This window comes from Streptomyces sp. NPDC013157 (genome assembly GCF_042899865.1).
In the GTDB taxonomy this organism is placed as follows: Bacteria; Actinomycetota; Actinomycetes; order Streptomycetales; family Streptomycetaceae; genus Streptomyces.
This window is the reverse complement of record NZ_JBIBAK010000006.1, coordinates 362,991-378,303: the sequence shown is the minus strand read 5'-3', so window position 1 is coordinate 378,303 and position 15,313 is coordinate 362,991. Positions and strand designations below refer to the sequence as shown.

Annotated in this window: 15 protein-coding genes; 8 read left to right on the top strand and 7 right to left on the bottom strand. The window is 72.1% G+C overall.

Going from position 1 to position 15,313, the window contains the following annotated elements:
- Nucleotides 1–4: 4 nt before the first annotated feature.
- Nucleotides 5–1,609: an ABC transporter substrate-binding protein gene (locus ACFY6U_RS21045; protein WP_390040237.1), complete on the bottom strand. Its 1,605-nt coding sequence runs from the start codon at nucleotides 1,607–1,609 to the stop codon at nucleotides 5–7.
- A 261-nt stretch (nucleotides 1,610–1,870) separates the two neighbouring features.
- Here ACFY6U_RS21045 and ACFY6U_RS21040 point away from each other — a divergent pair, with 261 nt between their 5' ends.
- The gene (locus tag ACFY6U_RS21040) at nucleotides 1,871–2,509 is read left to right on the top strand and encodes a TetR/AcrR family transcriptional regulator C-terminal ligand-binding domain-containing protein (protein WP_390040235.1); all 639 of its coding nucleotides are present in this window, start codon (nucleotides 1,871–1,873) and stop codon (nucleotides 2,507–2,509) included.
- An 8-nt stretch (nucleotides 2,510–2,517) separates the two neighbouring features.
- Here ACFY6U_RS21040 and ACFY6U_RS21035 read toward each other — a convergent pair whose 3' ends face one another.
- From ACFY6U_RS21035 to leuA, 5 genes are all read right to left on the bottom strand, one after another.
- Nucleotides 2,518–3,537, bottom strand: a complete 1,020-nt coding sequence (locus tag ACFY6U_RS21035; protein WP_390040233.1) for a hypothetical protein — start codon at nucleotides 3,535–3,537, stop codon at nucleotides 2,518–2,520.
- Nucleotides 3,534–4,067 (bottom strand): SigE family RNA polymerase sigma factor, encoded by a 534-nt coding sequence (locus tag ACFY6U_RS21030; RefSeq protein WP_351490529.1) that lies wholly within the window; start codon nucleotides 4,065–4,067, stop codon nucleotides 3,534–3,536. The genes ACFY6U_RS21035 and ACFY6U_RS21030 overlap by 4 nt, the downstream gene beginning before the upstream one ends.
- Before the next feature lie 71 nt (nucleotides 4,068–4,138).
- Nucleotides 4,139–5,314: an exo-alpha-sialidase gene (locus ACFY6U_RS21025; protein ID WP_390040462.1), complete on the bottom strand. Its 1,176-nt coding sequence runs from the start codon at nucleotides 5,312–5,314 to the stop codon at nucleotides 4,139–4,141.
- A 243-nt stretch (nucleotides 5,315–5,557) separates the two neighbouring features.
- On the bottom strand, nucleotides 5,558–6,253 hold the full coding sequence (locus ACFY6U_RS21020) for a TerB family tellurite resistance protein (protein WP_390040231.1): 696 nt from the start codon (nucleotides 6,251–6,253) through the stop codon (nucleotides 5,558–5,560).
- 185 nt (nucleotides 6,254–6,438) lie between these two features.
- On the bottom strand, nucleotides 6,439–8,160 hold the full coding sequence (leuA, locus tag ACFY6U_RS21015; RefSeq protein ID WP_390040229.1) for a 2-isopropylmalate synthase: 1,722 nt from the start codon (nucleotides 8,158–8,160) through the stop codon (nucleotides 6,439–6,441).
- Between the two features lie 320 nt (nucleotides 8,161–8,480).
- Between leuA and ACFY6U_RS21010 the strand changes: the two genes are divergently transcribed.
- From ACFY6U_RS21010 to ACFY6U_RS20995, 4 genes are read left to right on the top strand one after another with little or no spacing between them, the layout of a single operon-like run.
- A complete protein-coding gene (locus tag ACFY6U_RS21010) occupies nucleotides 8,481–9,566 on the top strand; it encodes a M4 family metallopeptidase (protein ID WP_390040227.1) in 1,086 nt (361 codons plus the stop codon).
- A 52-nt stretch (nucleotides 9,567–9,618) separates the two neighbouring features.
- Nucleotides 9,619–9,885: a protealysin inhibitor emfourin gene (locus ACFY6U_RS21005; RefSeq protein ID WP_351490539.1), complete on the top strand. Its 267-nt coding sequence runs from the start codon at nucleotides 9,619–9,621 to the stop codon at nucleotides 9,883–9,885.
- A gap of 59 nt (nucleotides 9,886–9,944) precedes the next feature.
- On the top strand, nucleotides 9,945–11,315 hold the full coding sequence (locus ACFY6U_RS21000) for a GH1 family beta-glucosidase (protein WP_390040225.1): 1,371 nt from the start codon (nucleotides 9,945–9,947) through the stop codon (nucleotides 11,313–11,315).
- A complete protein-coding gene (locus ACFY6U_RS20995; RefSeq protein WP_390040223.1) occupies nucleotides 11,312–12,568 on the top strand; it encodes an MFS transporter in 1,257 nt (418 codons plus the stop codon). Before ACFY6U_RS21000 ends, ACFY6U_RS20995 begins: the two co-directional genes overlap by 4 nt.
- A 7-nt stretch (nucleotides 12,569–12,575) precedes the next feature.
- On the opposite strand, the gene ACFY6U_RS20990 is transcribed toward ACFY6U_RS20995, so the two are convergent.
- The gene (locus ACFY6U_RS20990) at nucleotides 12,576–13,433 is read right to left on the bottom strand and encodes an NAD-dependent epimerase/dehydratase family protein (RefSeq protein WP_390040221.1); all 858 of its coding nucleotides are present in this window, start codon (nucleotides 13,431–13,433) and stop codon (nucleotides 12,576–12,578) included.
- Between the two features lie 122 nt (nucleotides 13,434–13,555).
- Between ACFY6U_RS20990 and ACFY6U_RS20985 the strand changes: the two genes are divergently transcribed.
- From ACFY6U_RS20985 to ACFY6U_RS20975, 3 genes are all read left to right on the top strand, one after another.
- Nucleotides 13,556–14,404: a helix-turn-helix transcriptional regulator gene (locus tag ACFY6U_RS20985; protein WP_390040219.1), complete on the top strand. Its 849-nt coding sequence runs from the start codon at nucleotides 13,556–13,558 to the stop codon at nucleotides 14,402–14,404.
- Nucleotides 14,405–14,497: 93 nt separating this feature from the next.
- On the top strand, nucleotides 14,498–14,695 hold the full coding sequence (locus ACFY6U_RS20980; protein WP_390040217.1) for a hypothetical protein: 198 nt from the start codon (nucleotides 14,498–14,500) through the stop codon (nucleotides 14,693–14,695).
- 15 nt (nucleotides 14,696–14,710) lie between these two features.
- Nucleotides 14,711–15,307, top strand: coding sequence for a hypothetical protein (locus ACFY6U_RS20975; protein WP_390040215.1), 597 nt, complete (start codon nucleotides 14,711–14,713; stop codon nucleotides 15,305–15,307).
- Nucleotides 15,308–15,313 lie beyond the last annotated feature (6 nt).

Genomic DNA, 15,313 nt, shown 5'->3' with positions numbered 1-15,313 from the left:
GCGGTCAGGCCCACTTGGCGGTGAGGACGTTGATGCCCGGGTAGGGCTGGGCCCTTATGCCGGTGAGCCTACGCGGGTCCCAGGCGGTGATCAGCTCGTTGTGGACGACCGGGTAGAGGACGGCCTGTTCGGCGACGACGTCGATGTACTCCTGGATCATCGTCCTCTTCTTGTCCGGGTCCGGTTCGCGGGTGGCCGCGTCCATGTCCTTGAAGAGCTGCTTCGCGACAGCGTTGCCGGCCCAGCGGGCGTAGCCCATCCACAGGTTCCGGGGGCCGTAGTTGTAGTGCATGATCAGGTCGGCGTCGAGGCCGAACTGGTTGGGGTTCGAGACGGCGGCGACGACCTGGTAGTCCTGTTTCTGGTCCATCTTGGTGAACACGGCCGTGGTCTCCTGCGGGGACAGGGTCGTGGCGACGCCGATCGCGTCCCAGGACGACTTGATGGTGGGCAGGCAGTCGACGAGCCAGCTCACGTTGGCCGCGAGGATGTTCACCCGCAGGCCGCTGACTCCGGCGGCCCTCAGGAGCGCCTTGGCCCTGTCGGGGTCGTGGTCGTAGACCGTCTTCGCCGGACGGTAGGCGGGGTTGGTCTCGTTCAGGAACGAACTCGCCGGTTTTCCGCGGCCCTTGAGGGCGACCTCGACGATCTTCGCCTTGTCGATGGCGTAGTGCAGGGCCTGGCGGACCCGGACGTCGTCGAAGGGCCTGTGCTGCGTGTTGAACATCAGGAACGCGTTGTTCATCCCGGCGCCGCCGCCGACCGACAGGCCGCCCTGTTCGAGGCGGGGGATGTTGGCGTAGGGGATGTTGTCGGAGATCTGGGCGCCGGCGTCGGTCCCGGAGATCCGCGCCACGCGGGAGGCGGCGTCGACGATCGTCAGCCAGTTCATCTGCCGGAAGGCGGGTCTGCGGGGGCCGTTGTAGCGGTCGTACGCGGCGAAGGTGGTGTTCGACTTCGGGTGGTGCCCGGTCTGCCGGTACGGTCCGGAGCCGACCGCCAGTCCCTTGATCGCGTCGTCCCAGGCGCCGGGCCGGGAGAACACGTGCGCCGGCATGATCTTGGCGAGGGTGAGGCGGGCGACGCCGTCCGGGAAGGGGAACCTCAGCACCAGGTCGACGGTCCGGGTGTCGATCTTCCGGGCCTCCTTCAGCCAGCTCGCGAAGAAGCCCTGGGCCAGGGTCTGGGTGCCCGGGTCGAGGATCCGGTCGAAGACGAAGACCACGTCGTCGGCGGTGACCGGTTTCCCGTCGTGGAAGGTGGCGCCCTGGCGCAGGGTGAACCGCCAGGTGGTGGCGTTCGCGTCGGCGGGCAGCCGGGTCGCCAGCGCCGGGTAGGGGGCGCGGGTGATCGGGTCGGTGTCGGCCAGGCCCTCGTAGATGTGGTTGTTGGCGGCCATCGCGAACGCGGACGCGGTCTGGGTGGGGTCCCAGCTGCCGTCGTTGCCGTAGCCGATCACGGCGGTGAGGGTGCGGTCGGAGCCGCTGCCGCCGAGGTCGATCGTGGACTTGGGGCCGCACGCCGTGAGCGAGGACAGAGCGGCCGCCGCGCCGAGCGCGCCGGTGTGCGCCAGGAACGTCCTGCGGCCGTGGGTCGCCTCGTCGCGCACGGTGCCTCCAGCGTGGGGGAAAGGAGACGTCGGACGTACGGTGTTTCAGCGCGACCATAAGAGGGGGTTCAGGGCCGGTCAAGGCAAGGCGCGCGAATGGCGTAAACCACCAGAGGTGGGACCAATGACGCCACCGCCGCGCCCCGCAGGGGCGCGAGGAACTGCGCGACCAGCCACGACGGCGCCGCGGTCGGTGGGCGGTGGCGCGGGAGCCGGATGGTGGACGCGGCGTCCATATGTCACAGTGAGTGGTCGGCGGACATGACCAGGAGCACGGTCGGGAGGCAGCACGTGGAGCAGCGGACGGAAGGGACGCCGGTGCGGCGGGGGCGCGGGCGGCGGCCCGCGGACGAGGTGCGGGCGGACGTGCTCGCCGCCGCCGGGGCGCTGCTCCTGCGCGACGGCATGGCGGCCTTCACCTTCGAGCGGGTCGCCCAGGAGGCCGGGGTCAGCAAGACGACCCTGCACAAGTGGTGGCCCTCGCGCGGCACACTCGCACTCGACGGCTACTTCCACGCCGTCGAGTCCGTCCTCGCCTTCCCCGACACCGGCGACATCGGGGCCGACCTGACGGCCCAGGTCCGCGCGTTCGTCCGGCTGCTCACCGGGACACCGGCCGGGCGGGTCATCGGCGGGCTCATCGGCCAGGCGCAGACCGACCCCGACCTGTCCGCCGCCCTCCTCCAGCGCTACTCCGGGCCGCGCCGCGAACTGGCCGTGGCGGCGATGCGGCGCGCCCAGGACCGCGGGCAGCTGCGCGCCGACGCCGACCCCCAGATCCTGGTCGACCAGCTCTGGGGGGCCTGCTACCACCGCCTGCTGCTGCCCGACGAACCCCTCACCGAGGAGTTCGCGGACCGGCTGGTGGCCAACCTGCTGCACGGGGTCGGCACCGGCTGAGCCGTCGGCTAGGGCAGCGTCTTCTCGTACGACGCGTCCTGGTCGGAGTCGTAGACGAGCTTGCCCGCCGCGTCGTAGCCCTTCAGGTGCGGGGCCGCGGTGACCTGCTTGGCCAGGGTGCCGGTGGCGACGAACCAGCCGTGGTCGAGGACCACCTCGCCCGCGCTGTCGCCGTAGGAGACCGTCATCGCGGCCACCGAGGCGCGGTAGCCGCCGATGATCCCCCAGCGGAACGGCAGCTTCCAGTTGCCCTTGTCGATGACCGACTGCTGGTAGAGCTTGCCGCTGTTGATGTCCGGGACCACGGGTGTCCCCGCGTCGCCGAAGGGGTCCCCGATGCTGGTGTTCAGGCCGGAGGCCGCGCCGTCCTTGACGCTGCAGATGAGCCGGGCCGCCACCGGCTTCTCCCGCACCGCGACCACGAAGTAGCCGTCGCCGGGGGCGTTGGAGTCCCCGGTGCTCCGCATCGCCAGGATGATCCGGTAGTCGGCCGGCTTGCCGAGGTCGGTGTAGGCCGGGTCCTGGCGCTGCGCCTTGTTGTAGTCGAGGCACTTGCCGAGTCCGGCGGCGGCCTGGTCGAAGGTGATCCCGTCCAGCAGCTGGTGCGCCGCGGACGCCGGGCGCGCCGGCGCCGTGGCGGTGGCCGACGGTGTGGAGGCCGAAGGGGCCGAGGGGGACGTAGGGGCCGCGGGGCCCGTCGGGGACCCGGACGGTGCCGGGGCTGTCGCGGTGGGCGACAGGGTCGGGGCCGGGCTCTCGCTGGCCAGCACGGTGGGGCTGGGCCCGGCCGGGCTCGTCGTGGTGCTGCCGCCGCCCAGCGCGTACGCGCCGACCGGCACCGCCGCCAGCGCCGCCAGCGCCGCCCCGCCCACGGCCAGGCGCCGCCGCCGCTCCAGCACGCCCCGGCGCCGGATCTCCGGGTACGGCACCGGTGACGGCCGGACCAGGGACGCGTCCCCCGCCAGCAGCACCCGCACCCGGTCCTCGAACTCCGGCTCGGGCGCCCCGCCCTGCTTCTGACCGCTCACCTGCTGCCTCCCTGCACGGGCGCCGCGTGGCTCATGGCCTGCGCGAGCCCCGGAACCGTACGCAACTTCGCCAGGCCCTTGGACGCCTGGCTCTTGACCGTGCCCTGGGAGCAGCCGAGCACCTCGGCGACCTCCCCCTCGGACAGGTCCTCCCAGTACCGCAGCACCACCACCGCGCGCTGCCTCGGCGGCAGCCCGGCCAGGGCCGCGAGCAGCGTGCCGCGCTCGTCGGCCCGGGACACGGCGTCGTCGTACCCCGCGCGCTCCGGCGGTGCGTCGGTCAGCGACTCGGCGACCCGGCGCTTGCGGAACCGGTCGCTGTTGCAGCTGACCAGCATGCGGCGGACGTACGCCTCCGGATGGTCGGTCCGGGAGACGCGCCGCCAGGACCGGTAGGCCTTCGCCAGCGCGGTCTGCGTCAGGTCCTCCGCGTGGTGCGGGTCACCGGTGAGCAGATAGGCGGTCCGCACCAGATGCGACCACCGTGCTCTGACGAACTCCTGGAACTGGGACTCTAGTTCGGCCTGCATCAGCCACCCCCTCGCCCTCCAGACCACCTAACCCGTGGATTCGGTTGCCCGGCCGGGAGAAGCGGTCCCGCTCAGGGGGCCGCGATGCGGCGGAACTCGATCGTGTCGTACGCCGTCTTCGTGCCCGTCTCGTACAGCACCCCCACCGTGTCCTTGTCCACCTCTACCAGGTCGGAGTAGGCGGCCTTCAGGTCGGACAGGGTGCGGAACCTGGCGAAGGTGACGCCCTGGTCCGTGCTGGTCCACAGGGCCATGGACCTGCGGGCGGTCGGGACCGAGGGGGCGGAGAAGAGCAACGGCCCGTCGCGGCCCGGGAGCTGGAGTACGGAGCCCTCGACCACCGGGACCCTGGACAGCGTCGGCTGGACGCTGTAGGGGGCGTCCAGGGTCTCGCCGCCGTCGCTCGACCAGGCCTCCAGGCGGTTGCCGGGGCTGGAGCCGTTCTGGTCACGGGCGCTGAAGTAGACGCGGCCGTCGGGGAGTTGGGCTGCCGTGGTCTCGTTGGCGTTGTCGTGGCCGGTGTAGGAGTCGTCGACGAAGCCGAGGTGCCAGCTGCGGCCGCCGTCGTCGCTGTAGATCGCGTGGCCGCCGTAGTACCTGGCCTCCCGGCCGGTGTCGGCGGAGCCGGCGCGCGGGGCGGCGGAGTGGTCGGCGGCGACGATCAGGCGCCCGCGGTGCGGTCCCCGGGTGAGGGCGACGGCGTGCCCGGGGCCGGTGGCGTACCAGCGCCAGCCGGAAGGTTTCACCTGGGCGGTGATCTCGCGCGGGCGGGTGAAGCGGCGTCCGTCGTCGCCGCTGCGCTGCACGTACACCCGGCGGCTCTGCGCCTCGGTGACCCGGCCGCGCATGATCTGGTCCTCGCTCACCGAGCCGTCGTTGTACGAGGTCACCAGGACGACCTCGCCGCTCTTCGGGTCCACCACCGGCGCCGGGTTGCCGCGGGTGTTCCCGCCGCCGCGGGCCACCACCCGGAGCGGGTCCCAGGTGCAGCCGCCGTCGCCGGAACGTCTCAGTACGACGTCGATGTCACCGCTGTCCCCGGTGGTGGTGTGCCGGCCCTCGGCGAACGCGAGCAGGGTGCCGTGCGTGGAGCGGACGACGGCCGGGATGCGGAACTGGGCGTAGCCGCCCTCGCCGGAGACGTACGGCACGGAGGACCCGCAGCCGGCCGCCCAGGCCCGGGGCTCGGCCGTGAACGCCCCGACCAGCAGGGCGGCGGCGAGGGAGATCCGGCTCGCCCGGGTCACAGGAGACACATGACTCACTCTTCCCATGGTGCTCCCGGCCGCCTTCACCGCATCTCCACAACGGCCGAACGGGTCGGCCGGTCTGGCGTGCCGTCAGACCGCGGAGCGGGTCATGTCGAGCTCCCGCGAACCGCGCTGACGTCGTGAATCGCGAGGGCGACCGGTACCGGGAGCGCCAACGGTGGGCGGAGGCGGGGTCGGTGACGATCCGCCAGGCCCCGTACGGCCACCCGGGTGAACGGTTCAGGACGGCATGCGCGCCGCCGCCAGCAGCCGGCTCACGTCGTCGGCGCAGATGGTCAGGGCCGCGCCGACGGTGCCGAGTACCTCGCGTTCGGCGTTGGTGTAGGGGCCGTCGGCGAGCGCGATCCGGGCGCCCTGCAGGAGCACCGCCTCCCGTCCGGCGGGGGCGAGATGCGGGGCCAGCGGGTCGAGGGCCTCGTGCAGCTCTATCGCCAGGCTGGCGCGGTACGGCTGCTCGAAGACCCGCCCGGTGTCGGCGACGAGGGCCTCGACCAGCGCGCTCAGCTGGTCCTCCGTGGCCTCCTCGAAACCGGCGGCGCGGACCGCGCCCGCCGCCGCCTCCAGGGCCGTACGGGCACAGGTGCCGCCGGCCGCCAGGACGGCCAGGGCGACGGTGTGCACCGCGTCGCGGAGCATCGCCGAGAAGCGGGAGGTGGTGGGGTGGTCGAGGACGTCGGTGCCGTAGTGGTGGCGGCAGGCGGCGCACTCCACGACCGGCCCGGTGGTGCCGCGCGGCAGCACAGGCACGCCGAGCAGGGTGAAGCGGCGACGGCCGGTCAGCCGCTGGTAGTTGCGGTCACCGCCGCAGCCGGGGCAGAAGAACTCCCCGTCGCCGACGGGTGTCCAGGCGGTGCGGGTGCCCAGAATGCGGGCAGGCCTGGCGGTTCGGCAGTCTCGTCCCCGTACTGGCAGCACGTCGCACCTCCGTAACGCCGTGGCAACATCGCCACCGCTGGCGTGATGTTAGCCACATGGAGGAGCCTGAGTCAGTACCCCGTACGAGACCAGTCCGTGACCTGCCCGGCGGGATGGCCGGGAAACGACGGGGCCCTGATCGCCACGAGAGCTGATCAGGGCCTCGAAACCGCCGGTCAGAGAGGTTATCGCGTCGCGCGGTTGACGGCGGAGACGACCGCCTTCAGCGACGCACGCGTCGTGTTCGCGTCGACGCCGATACCCCACAGGATCTTGCCGTCGATCGCGCATTCGATGTAGGAGGCGGCCTGCGCGGAGGCACCCTCGCTCATCGTGTGCTCCTGGTAGTCCAGGAGGCGTACGTCGATGCCCAGGCCCTGCAGCGCGTCGAAGAACGCGGAGATCGGTCCGTTGCCGGAGCCGGTCAGCACGGTGTCCACGCCGTCGACGGTGGCCTCGACGGTGAGGGTGTCCACGCCGTCCGTGTCCGTCGTCGACTGGCCCGTCCGCACCTGGATGCGGCCCCAGGGGTTCTCCGGGTTCGGCAGGTACTCGTCCTGGAAGACCGCCCAGATGTCGGCGCCGGTGACCTCGCCGCCCTCGGCGTCCGTCTTGGCCTGGATGAGCTTGGAGAACTCGATCTGCATCCGGCGCGGCAGGTCCAGCTTGTGGTCGTTCTTCAGGACGTAGGCGATACCGCCCTTGCCGGACTGCGAGTTGACCCGGATGACGGCCTCGTAGGAGCGGCCGACGTCCTTCGGGTCGATCGGCAGGTACGGCACCGCCCACTCGATGTCGTCGACGGTGACGCCCTTGGCGGCCGCGTCGGCCTCCATGGCGTCGAAGCCCTTCTTGATGGCGTCCTGGTGGGAGCCGGAGAAGGACGTGTAGACCAGGTCGCCCACGTACGGGTGGCGCGGGTGGACCTCCATCTGGTTGCAGTACTCCCACACGCGACGGATCTCGTCGATGTCGGAGAAGTCGATCTGCGGGTCGACGCCCTGCGAGAACAGGTTCATGCCCAGGGTGACCAGGTCGACGTTGCCGGTGCGCTCGCCCTGCCCGAACAGGCAGCCCTCGACGCGGTCGGCGCCGGCCATCAGCGCCAGCTCGGCGGCGGCGACGGCCGTACCGCGGTCGTTGTGCGGGTGGACGGAGAGCACGACGTGCTCGCGGCGCGACAGGTTGCGGTGCATCCACTCGAAGCGGTCCGCGTGCGTGGACGGCGTCGAACGCTCCACCGTGGCGGGCAGGTTGAGGATGATCTCGCGGCCCGGGCCGGGCTGGTATACGTCCATCACCGCCTCGCAGACCTCCAGCGCGAAGTCCAGCTCGGTGTCGGTGAAGATCTCCGGCGAGTACTGGTAGCCGAACTCGGTCTCGGGGCCCAGCAGCTTCTCGGCGTACTCCATGACCAGGCGGGTGCCGTCGACGGCGATCTGCTTGATGTCGTCCTTGGAGCCGCGGAAGACGACCCGGCGGAAGACCGGGGCGGTGGCGTTGTACAGGTGGACGGTGGCCCGCCTGGCGCCCTTCAGCGACTCGACGGTCCGCTCGATCAGGTCCTCGCGGGCCTGGGTCAGTACGGAGATCGTCACGTCGTCGGGGATCGCGCCCTCTTCCTCGATGATCGAGCGCACGAAGTCGAAGTCGGTCTGGCCGGAGGCGGGGAAGCCGACCTCGATCTCCTTGTAGCCCATCTTGACCAGCTGGTCGAACATCCGGCGCTTGCGCTCGGGCGACATCGGGTCGATCAGGGCCTGGTTGCCGTCGCGCAGGTCGGTGGAGAGCCAGCGGGGGGCTTCGGTGATCCGCTTCCCGGGCCAGGTGCGGTCCGGGATGTCCACCTGCTCGTAGCGACCGTACTTGTGGATCGGCATGGTGCTGGGCTGCTGGCGGTTGGCCATGATTGCGGGGCTCCTAGTGGGTGTCCGGAAGGACGGCCGACGACGCAACGCGAAGCTCCGCGGGGAGGGAGTCGACCTGGACTACAGGCCCTCGCCGCGGCAGCTAAGAAGAAGCAGCCCGAAACGCATGATGCTCCGCATGCTAGCCGAGCCCCTTCGGACGCGGGGCGCCGTATCAGTATGCGGGACCGTGAGGAGAAACAGGACAAAACGTGCGCCATACCACCCTCCCTCACGGAGAGTGGCCAATTGTCACGGTATTTCACCAATCACGGTTGCAGGTAGTGACAGCCGAGTGACTCAATGCGAAGGTGCGGTGCATGACGACCAACGGGGGCTCTGAGCCCGTCATCCGCCGCACGCCCGTCTTCTGCGGGATCGTGCCGCCGCATATCCTCGACCACCTCGCCCAGCACGAGGACCAGGCACTCTCCGACGCGGCGCTGCGCACCCTGCAGCACGACTCCGCGGCCCGGGTCCGCCGCCGGGTCACCGCGGTCCGCACCCTCGCCGCCGTCGCCGCCCCGGCGGCGCCCGACACCGCTCCGCACCGCACGATCTACGACGCCGAGCACCGCACCGACCTCCCCGGCACCGAGGTCCGCGCGGAGGGGACCGAGCCCGGTCAGGACGCCACCGTCAACCGCGCCTACGCCGGCCTCGGCGCCACCTTCGAGCTGTACCTGAAGGCGTACGAGCGGAACTCCATCGACGGCAACGGGCTGCCGCTGAACGCGAGCGTCCACTACGACGTCAACTACGACAACGCCTTCTGGAACGGCGACCAGATGGTGTTCGGCGACGGTGACGGCGAGATCTTCGTCGACTTCACCACCTCCGTCGACGTCATCGGCCACGAGCTCACGCACGGCGTCACCCAGTACACCGCGAACCTGGAGTACTACGGCCAGTCCGGCGCCCTGAACGAGTCGGTCTCCGACGTCTTCGGGTCCCTCATCAAGCAGTACTCCCTCGGCCAGAGCGCCGACCAGGCCGACTGGCTGATCGGCGAGGGCCTGCTCGCCCCGGGCGTGCACGGCGTGGCGCTGCGCTCGATGAAGGCCCCGGGCACGGCGTACGACGACCCGCGCCTCGGCAAGGACCCGCAGCCGGCGACCATGCAGCACTACGTGAAGACCAGCCGGGACAACGGCGGTGTACACATCAACTCCGGCATCCCCAACCACGCCTTCTACCTGCTCGCCACCGCCCTCGGCGGCAACGCCTGGGAGCGGGCCGGACAGATCTGGTACGACGTCCTCACCGGCGGCGAACTGCGGTCGGACGCCACGTTCACGGACTTCGCGAAGCTCACGGTCGCCGCGGCCAAGGCGCGCTACCAGGCGGGCGAGGAGAGCGAGGCGGCCCTCAAGGCCTGGTCCCAGGTGGGGGTGCAGGCCTCCTGACCGTGCGGGGGCGGGGGTGCACACCGCCCGGATCCGTACTACACAGGGACCCATGCGTATTCAGGTGAGGCGCACGGGCGGGTTCGCGGGCATCGAGCGCCGGGCCGAGGTGGACACCTCGGCCCGGCCCGACGCCCCTGAGTGGCAGGCCCTGGCCGAGCGCGCGCTCGCGGCCGGCCGGGGCACGCCACCGCCCGGCGTGCCGGACGGGTTCGCGTACGAGATCACCGTGGACGGACGGACGGTGTACGCGGCCGACCCGCGGCTGTCCGAGGACCAACGCGAACTGATCTCACGGGTCTTGAAGGAAGGGGCGTGACCGGGCCCGGTAACGGGTAGTTCACGCGCGGGCGTTGACTTACGTTACCGGGGGTAAGGATGATCCCGGCCATGGCGACAGACGCGGTCCATCCGCTGCACCCCTTCCCTCGGTTCCCCGACGGCTTCCTCTGGGGCGTCTCGACCTCGGCGCATCAGATCGAGGGCGCGGCCGACCTGCGGGAGCCGTCCGTGTGGGACGTGTTCGAGGCGGAGCCGGGCCGGATCAAGGACGGCTCCACGGCGGCGGTGGCCTGCGACCACTACCACCGCCACCGCGAGGACGTGGCGCTCCTGGCCGGCCTCGGCGTGGACGCGTACCGCTTCTCGATCTCCTGGCCGCGGGTCCGCTCGGCGGGCGGCCTGGACTTCTACGACCGCCTGGTGGACGAGCTGTGCGCGGCCGGCATCCGCCCGGTCCCGACCCTCTTCCACTGGGACCTGCCGGTGGCCCTGCAGGCTGTGCCCAACAGCGGCTCCGCCGCGGGGGGCGGCTGGCTGGACCGGGACACGGCTTCACACTTCGCCGACTACGTCTCCGCCGTCGCCGACCGGCTCGGCGACCGGGTCAAGAAGTGGATCACCCTCAACGAGCCCGCCGAGCAGACCCTGTTCGGGTACGCCCTGGGCGCCCACGCCCCCGGCAAGCAGCTGATGTTCGACGCGCTCCCGGTCGCCCACCACCAGCTGCTCGCCCACGGCCTGGCCGTACGGGCGCTGCGCGCGGCCGGTGCTGCCGACATCGGCATCGCCAACTCCCACGGCCCGACCTGGCCGGCCTCCCAGGAGCAGCCGGACCTGGAGGCGGCCGCCTTCTACGACCTCCTCCTCAACCGCCTGTTCGCCGAGCCGGTCCTGCTCGGCGAGTACCCGGACGGCATGGGCGACCTGATGCCCGGCGACGTCGCCGCCGACCTGAAGGTGATCGCCGAGCCGCTCGACTGGTACGGCGTCAACTACTACGCCCCGACCAGGGTGGGCGCCCCGCAGGGCACCGAGATCGAGTTCGGCGGGCTCACCCTCCCCGCCGAACTCCCCTTCTCCGTCCAGGACATCGAGGACGTCCCGGTGACCGACTTCGGCTGGCCGGTCGTCCCGGAGGGCCTCACCGAACTCCTCACCGGCTTCCGCGAGCGCTACGGAGACCGCCTCCCGCCCGTCGTCATCACCGAGAACGGCTGCTCCTACGAGGGCGTCGACGACCAGGACCGCATCGCCTACCTGGACGGCCACGTCCGGGCGCTGCACAGGGCGGTCGAGGCCGGCGTCGACGTGCGGGGCTACTTCGTCTGGTCGCTCCTCGACAACTTCGAGTGGGCCGAGGGGTACGCGCGCCGCTTCGGCCTGGTCCACGTCGACTACGCGACCCAGGCGCGGACCCCGAAGTCGTCGTACGCCTGGTACCGGGACCTGCTGCGGGCGCAGAGATGACGACGCTCCGGGAACCCGCCGCCGCGCTGGCGGAGCCGGTCGAGCGGGTCGGCCGCGGCTGGACGTCGGCGCTCTCGCTGGCCAACGGGGCGATCTGGGTGGGCTGGTACGGCCCGCTGCAGATCCTGCTCGCCTCCCAGGCCAAGGACTTCGCACCCGGCTCCGGCATGTCGAAGGAGACCATGCTGGCGTGGGTGACCGGCGTCGGCGCGGTGGTGTCGCTGGCCGCGAACCCGGTCTTCGGCGCGCTGTCGGACCGTACGACGTCCCGCTGGGGCCGCCGTACGCCGTGGATCGTCGCCGGCACGGCGGGTGGGGCGCTGTCCCTGCTGCTGCTCGCGGGCGCCGGCGGCATGGGGACGATGATGCTGGGCTGGGGCCTGGTCCAGCTCACCCTGAACGCGGCCTTCGCGGCGGTCACGGCGGCGGTCCCGGACCGGGTGCCGCGGCTCCAGCGGGGCTCCGTGGGCGGCTGGCTGGGGGCCGCGCAGATCCTCGGCGTGGTCGGCGGCACCGGGCTCGCGACGGCCGCCGGAGGCGTCGGGGCCGGCTACGTGGCGTGCGCGGTGTTCACGACGCTGGGCGTCCTGCCGTACGTGCTGCGCCATCCGGACCTGCGGCTGGCGCCGGAGGACCGCCCGGGGTGGTCCTGGCGGGGCTTCCTGGCGGGCTTCTGGCTGAGCCCGCGCCGGTATCCGGACCTGGGCTGGGCGTGGCTGACCCGCTTCCTGATCAACCTCAGCAACGCGCTGGTGCTGCTGTACCTCCTCTACTACCTCCGCGACCGCCTCCACTACTCCGACCCCGACCAGGGCGTGCTGATCCTGACCGCCGTCAACGGGCTGACGCTGATGGCGACGGTCGTGGTCGGCGGGGTCTGGTCGGACCGGGTGGGCCGCCGCAAGCCGTTCGTGATCTGGTCGGGGATGCTGATGGCGGTGGCGACGGCGTTGCTGTCGGTGTGGCAGACCTGGCCCGGGGCGCTCGTGGCCGCGTCGGTGCTGGGCATCGGCTTCGGGGTGTTCACCTCCGTGGACTTCGCGCTGATGACCGACGTCCTGCCGAAGGCCCTCGACCGCGGCAAGGACCTCGGCGTCATCAACGTCGCCAACGCCCTGCCCCAGGTCGCGGCCCCCGCCCTCGCCGCACCGATCGTCACCTACCTCGGCGGCTACCGCGTCCTGTACCTGGTGGCGGCGGTGATCGGGCTGGCGGGAGCGTGGCTGGTGGGGCGGATCAGAGGGGTCGACTAGCCCTCTCCTACAGGGCGCCGGCGTCCCGTGCGGTCCAGACGCTGGGGTAGATGGGCCGGAAGCCGAGGTCGCGGCGGATCTTCTGGTTGGAGACGATCCCGTGCCACGGGTCGCGGTCGCTGTGGGTGTGCATGTCCTCGGGCACCTCGATGCCGTTGAGCCGGTACAGCTCGACGGTCGTGACGGGGGCGTCGTCGGCGATGTTGTAGACCGGGCCGTTCACCGCCGGGGCGTACAGGAGGCGCAGCAGGCCCTGGGCGACGTCCGCGTGGTGGGCCATCTGGAGACGCTGGGCGGGTGCCCAGTTCGCGGCCCAGGCCATGACGTTGACGAGGTGCGGGTCACCTTCGCCGTAGACGAAGGGCAGCCGCCCGATGCGCACCTCCATGTCTGCGCCGAGTGCGAGCAGCTCCCGCTCGGCGGCGATCTTGGACTCGGGGTAGGCGCCCCACATCTCGCCGCCGGGCCGGCTCTCGTCGTCCTCGGTGAGCGGGCGGCCGCGTCCGGTGCCGTACACGTTGTTGGTGCTGACCTGCACGAACCGCCGTACCCCGGCGGTCGCGGCGGCTCGCCCGAGCGCGACGGCCGCGTCCCGGTTGACGGCCCAGGCCTCCTCGTCCGGCACCCCGCGGAAGGCGGCGGCGACGTTCACGACGGCGTCGGCCCCGGCGGCGGCCTTGTCGAGCGCCTCCTCGTCCCGCAGGTCGCCGACGACGACCTCGGCGCCCAGCGCGGCGAACGGCTCCGCACGGGCCGCGTCCCGCACCAGCACCCGTATCCGCTCGTCCCCCTGGGCCTGCGTGATCAGCCGCGGCACGAACCGCCGCCCGACCTGCCCGGTCGTACCGGTGACGAGAGTGATCATGACCTTCTCCTTCGCTCTGGTCCCACCACCCTCGCCCCGGCCCTCGGCGACCGGGAGAGACCTCCCGATCAGGGGACCGGCAGTCCCTGGATAACCCGGACGCCCCCGGCGACCCTGGAGGCATGAACCGCTCCGAGCTCGCCGACTTCCTGCGCCACGCCCGCGCCCGTCTGGACCCCGCCGACGTGGGCCTGCCCCCCGGCGCCCGGCGGCGCACCCCGGGGCTGCGGCGCGAGGAGGTGGCGTCGCTGGCCGGCATGTCCGCCGACTACTACACGCGCCTCGAACAGTCCCGGGGCCCGCGCCCGTCCCGCCAGATGCTGACGGCGCTGGCCCGCGCGCTGCGCCTGACGACGGACGAACGGGACCACCTGTTCCACCTGGCCGGCGAGGAACCCCCGCGCCGGGAGGCGACCGGCACCCACGTCGGCCCGGGGCTGCTGCTGGTCCTGGACCGGCTGCACGACACCCCGGCGCTGGTGACGACCGACTGCGGCGAGGTCCTGGCCCAGAACGCCCTGTCGCGGGCGCTGAGCGGCGACCTGCTGGACCGGCCGGCCGGGGACCGCAACCTGATCCGCCGCTTCTTCCTGGACCCTGCGGCCCGCCTGCTCTGCCCGCCCGAGGACCGCCCGCTGCGGGCCCGCGAACACGTGGCGAACCTCCGCGCGGTGGCCGCGGCCCGCCCCGCCGACCCGGTCCCCACCGCCCTCGTCGCCGAACTCATGGCCGGCAGCGAGGAATTCGCCCGGCTCTGGGCCGAACACGAGGTGGCGGTACGCCGCGCGACCACCAAGCGCTTCCTGCACCCCACGGTCGGTCTGCTGGAACTGGACTGCGAGATCCTCGTCAACACCGGCACCCACCAGCAGCTCGTCATCCACACGGCCCGCCCGGGCACGGAGTCGTACGAACGCCTGCACCTGCTGCGCGTGGTGGGGCTGCAGGACATGACCCCGAGCCGCACTTGACCCACCGGGTACGCGAGCCAGGCCGGCGACCTCCCGCTGATCGCGGACAAGATCGCGGCGCACGGCGACATCAAGAAGCGGGGCATCCCGGGCGTGGACGACCTGGACGTGCCGGAGCACCTGGAGGACAGGATGACCGGCTCCCCGGGGCTGCGGATGCGCGGCACCCCGTCGGGCGTCCCCCGCTTCGCCTGGTGGGACGGTGCCACCGGGACGATGCTGGTCCGCGAGGGCGACAAGGGCACGTTCATGCAGCCGGACGACGGCTACGAGTACTTCCTGAAGGAGTAAGGGAGCAAGTGGACCGTGGGTGACGTGTTCTGGGGCGCTCCGGAGAGCAGGGCCGTGTGGGAGGTGCTTCCACGGCCGGTGCTGGAGGCGGTCGCGGGTGTCGACGCGCGGCGGCTGGAGGTGGAGCGGGCACGGGTCGCGCCGCATCTGCGGGAGCGGATCACGCGGCCCGTGTACTCGGTCGCGGACCGCTTCGCGTCCTGGGAGCGCCTGGTGGGAAGGATGGCGACCGGACGGCCGGGCGGCGACGACTTCTATCCGATCAGCGCCTACGGCAACGACCTCGACTCCCGGGACAGCCTGGACGAGGTGATGGACGCCCTGCCCGCGGCGGCGCGTGAAGGGGCCCTCGGCACGCTGCTGGCCGCGCTGGACTCCCGCTTCGACGCGGCGAGCGTCCCCGACCCGGAGGGGTCCCTGCGCCCCCGGGTCCGGCCGACGAAGGACCACACACAGCTCCCCGACCGCTGGCGCCGCAAGCCGCTGCGCACCCCTTGGGACGACCGAGCGACGATCCGGGATGCGGCGCACGTGAGCGGCGAGGACATGTGGGAAGCGGCGAAGCGGCGAAGCGGCGGTACCCCCTGGGGAGCGCCGCTCGGGGAGACGTGAGCGCCC

Excerpts from the sequence above, each read along its gene's own strand:
- ACFY6U_RS21040 (WP_390040235.1), top strand. The coding sequence starts at position 1,871 with ATGACCAGGAGCACGGTCGGGAGGCAGCACGTGGAGCAGCGGACGGAA.
- ACFY6U_RS21030 (WP_351490529.1), bottom strand. The coding sequence starts at position 4,067 with ATGCAGGCCGAACTAGAGTCCCAGTTCCAGGAGTTCGTCAGAGCACGG.
- leuA (WP_390040229.1), bottom strand. The coding sequence starts at position 8,160 with ATGGCCAACCGCCAGCAGCCCAGCACCATGCCGATCCACAAGTACGGT.
- ACFY6U_RS21010 (WP_390040227.1), top strand. The coding sequence starts at position 8,481 with ATGACGACCAACGGGGGCTCTGAGCCCGTCATCCGCCGCACGCCCGTC.
- ACFY6U_RS21005 (WP_351490539.1), top strand. The coding sequence starts at position 9,619 with ATGCGTATTCAGGTGAGGCGCACGGGCGGGTTCGCGGGCATCGAGCGC.
- ACFY6U_RS21000 (WP_390040225.1), top strand. The coding sequence starts at position 9,945 with ATGATCCCGGCCATGGCGACAGACGCGGTCCATCCGCTGCACCCCTTC.
- ACFY6U_RS20995 (WP_390040223.1), top strand. The coding sequence starts at position 11,312 with ATGACGACGCTCCGGGAACCCGCCGCCGCGCTGGCGGAGCCGGTCGAG.
- ACFY6U_RS20990 (WP_390040221.1), bottom strand. The coding sequence starts at position 13,433 with ATGATCACTCTCGTCACCGGTACGACCGGGCAGGTCGGGCGGCGGTTC.
- ACFY6U_RS20985 (WP_390040219.1), top strand. The coding sequence starts at position 13,556 with ATGAACCGCTCCGAGCTCGCCGACTTCCTGCGCCACGCCCGCGCCCGT.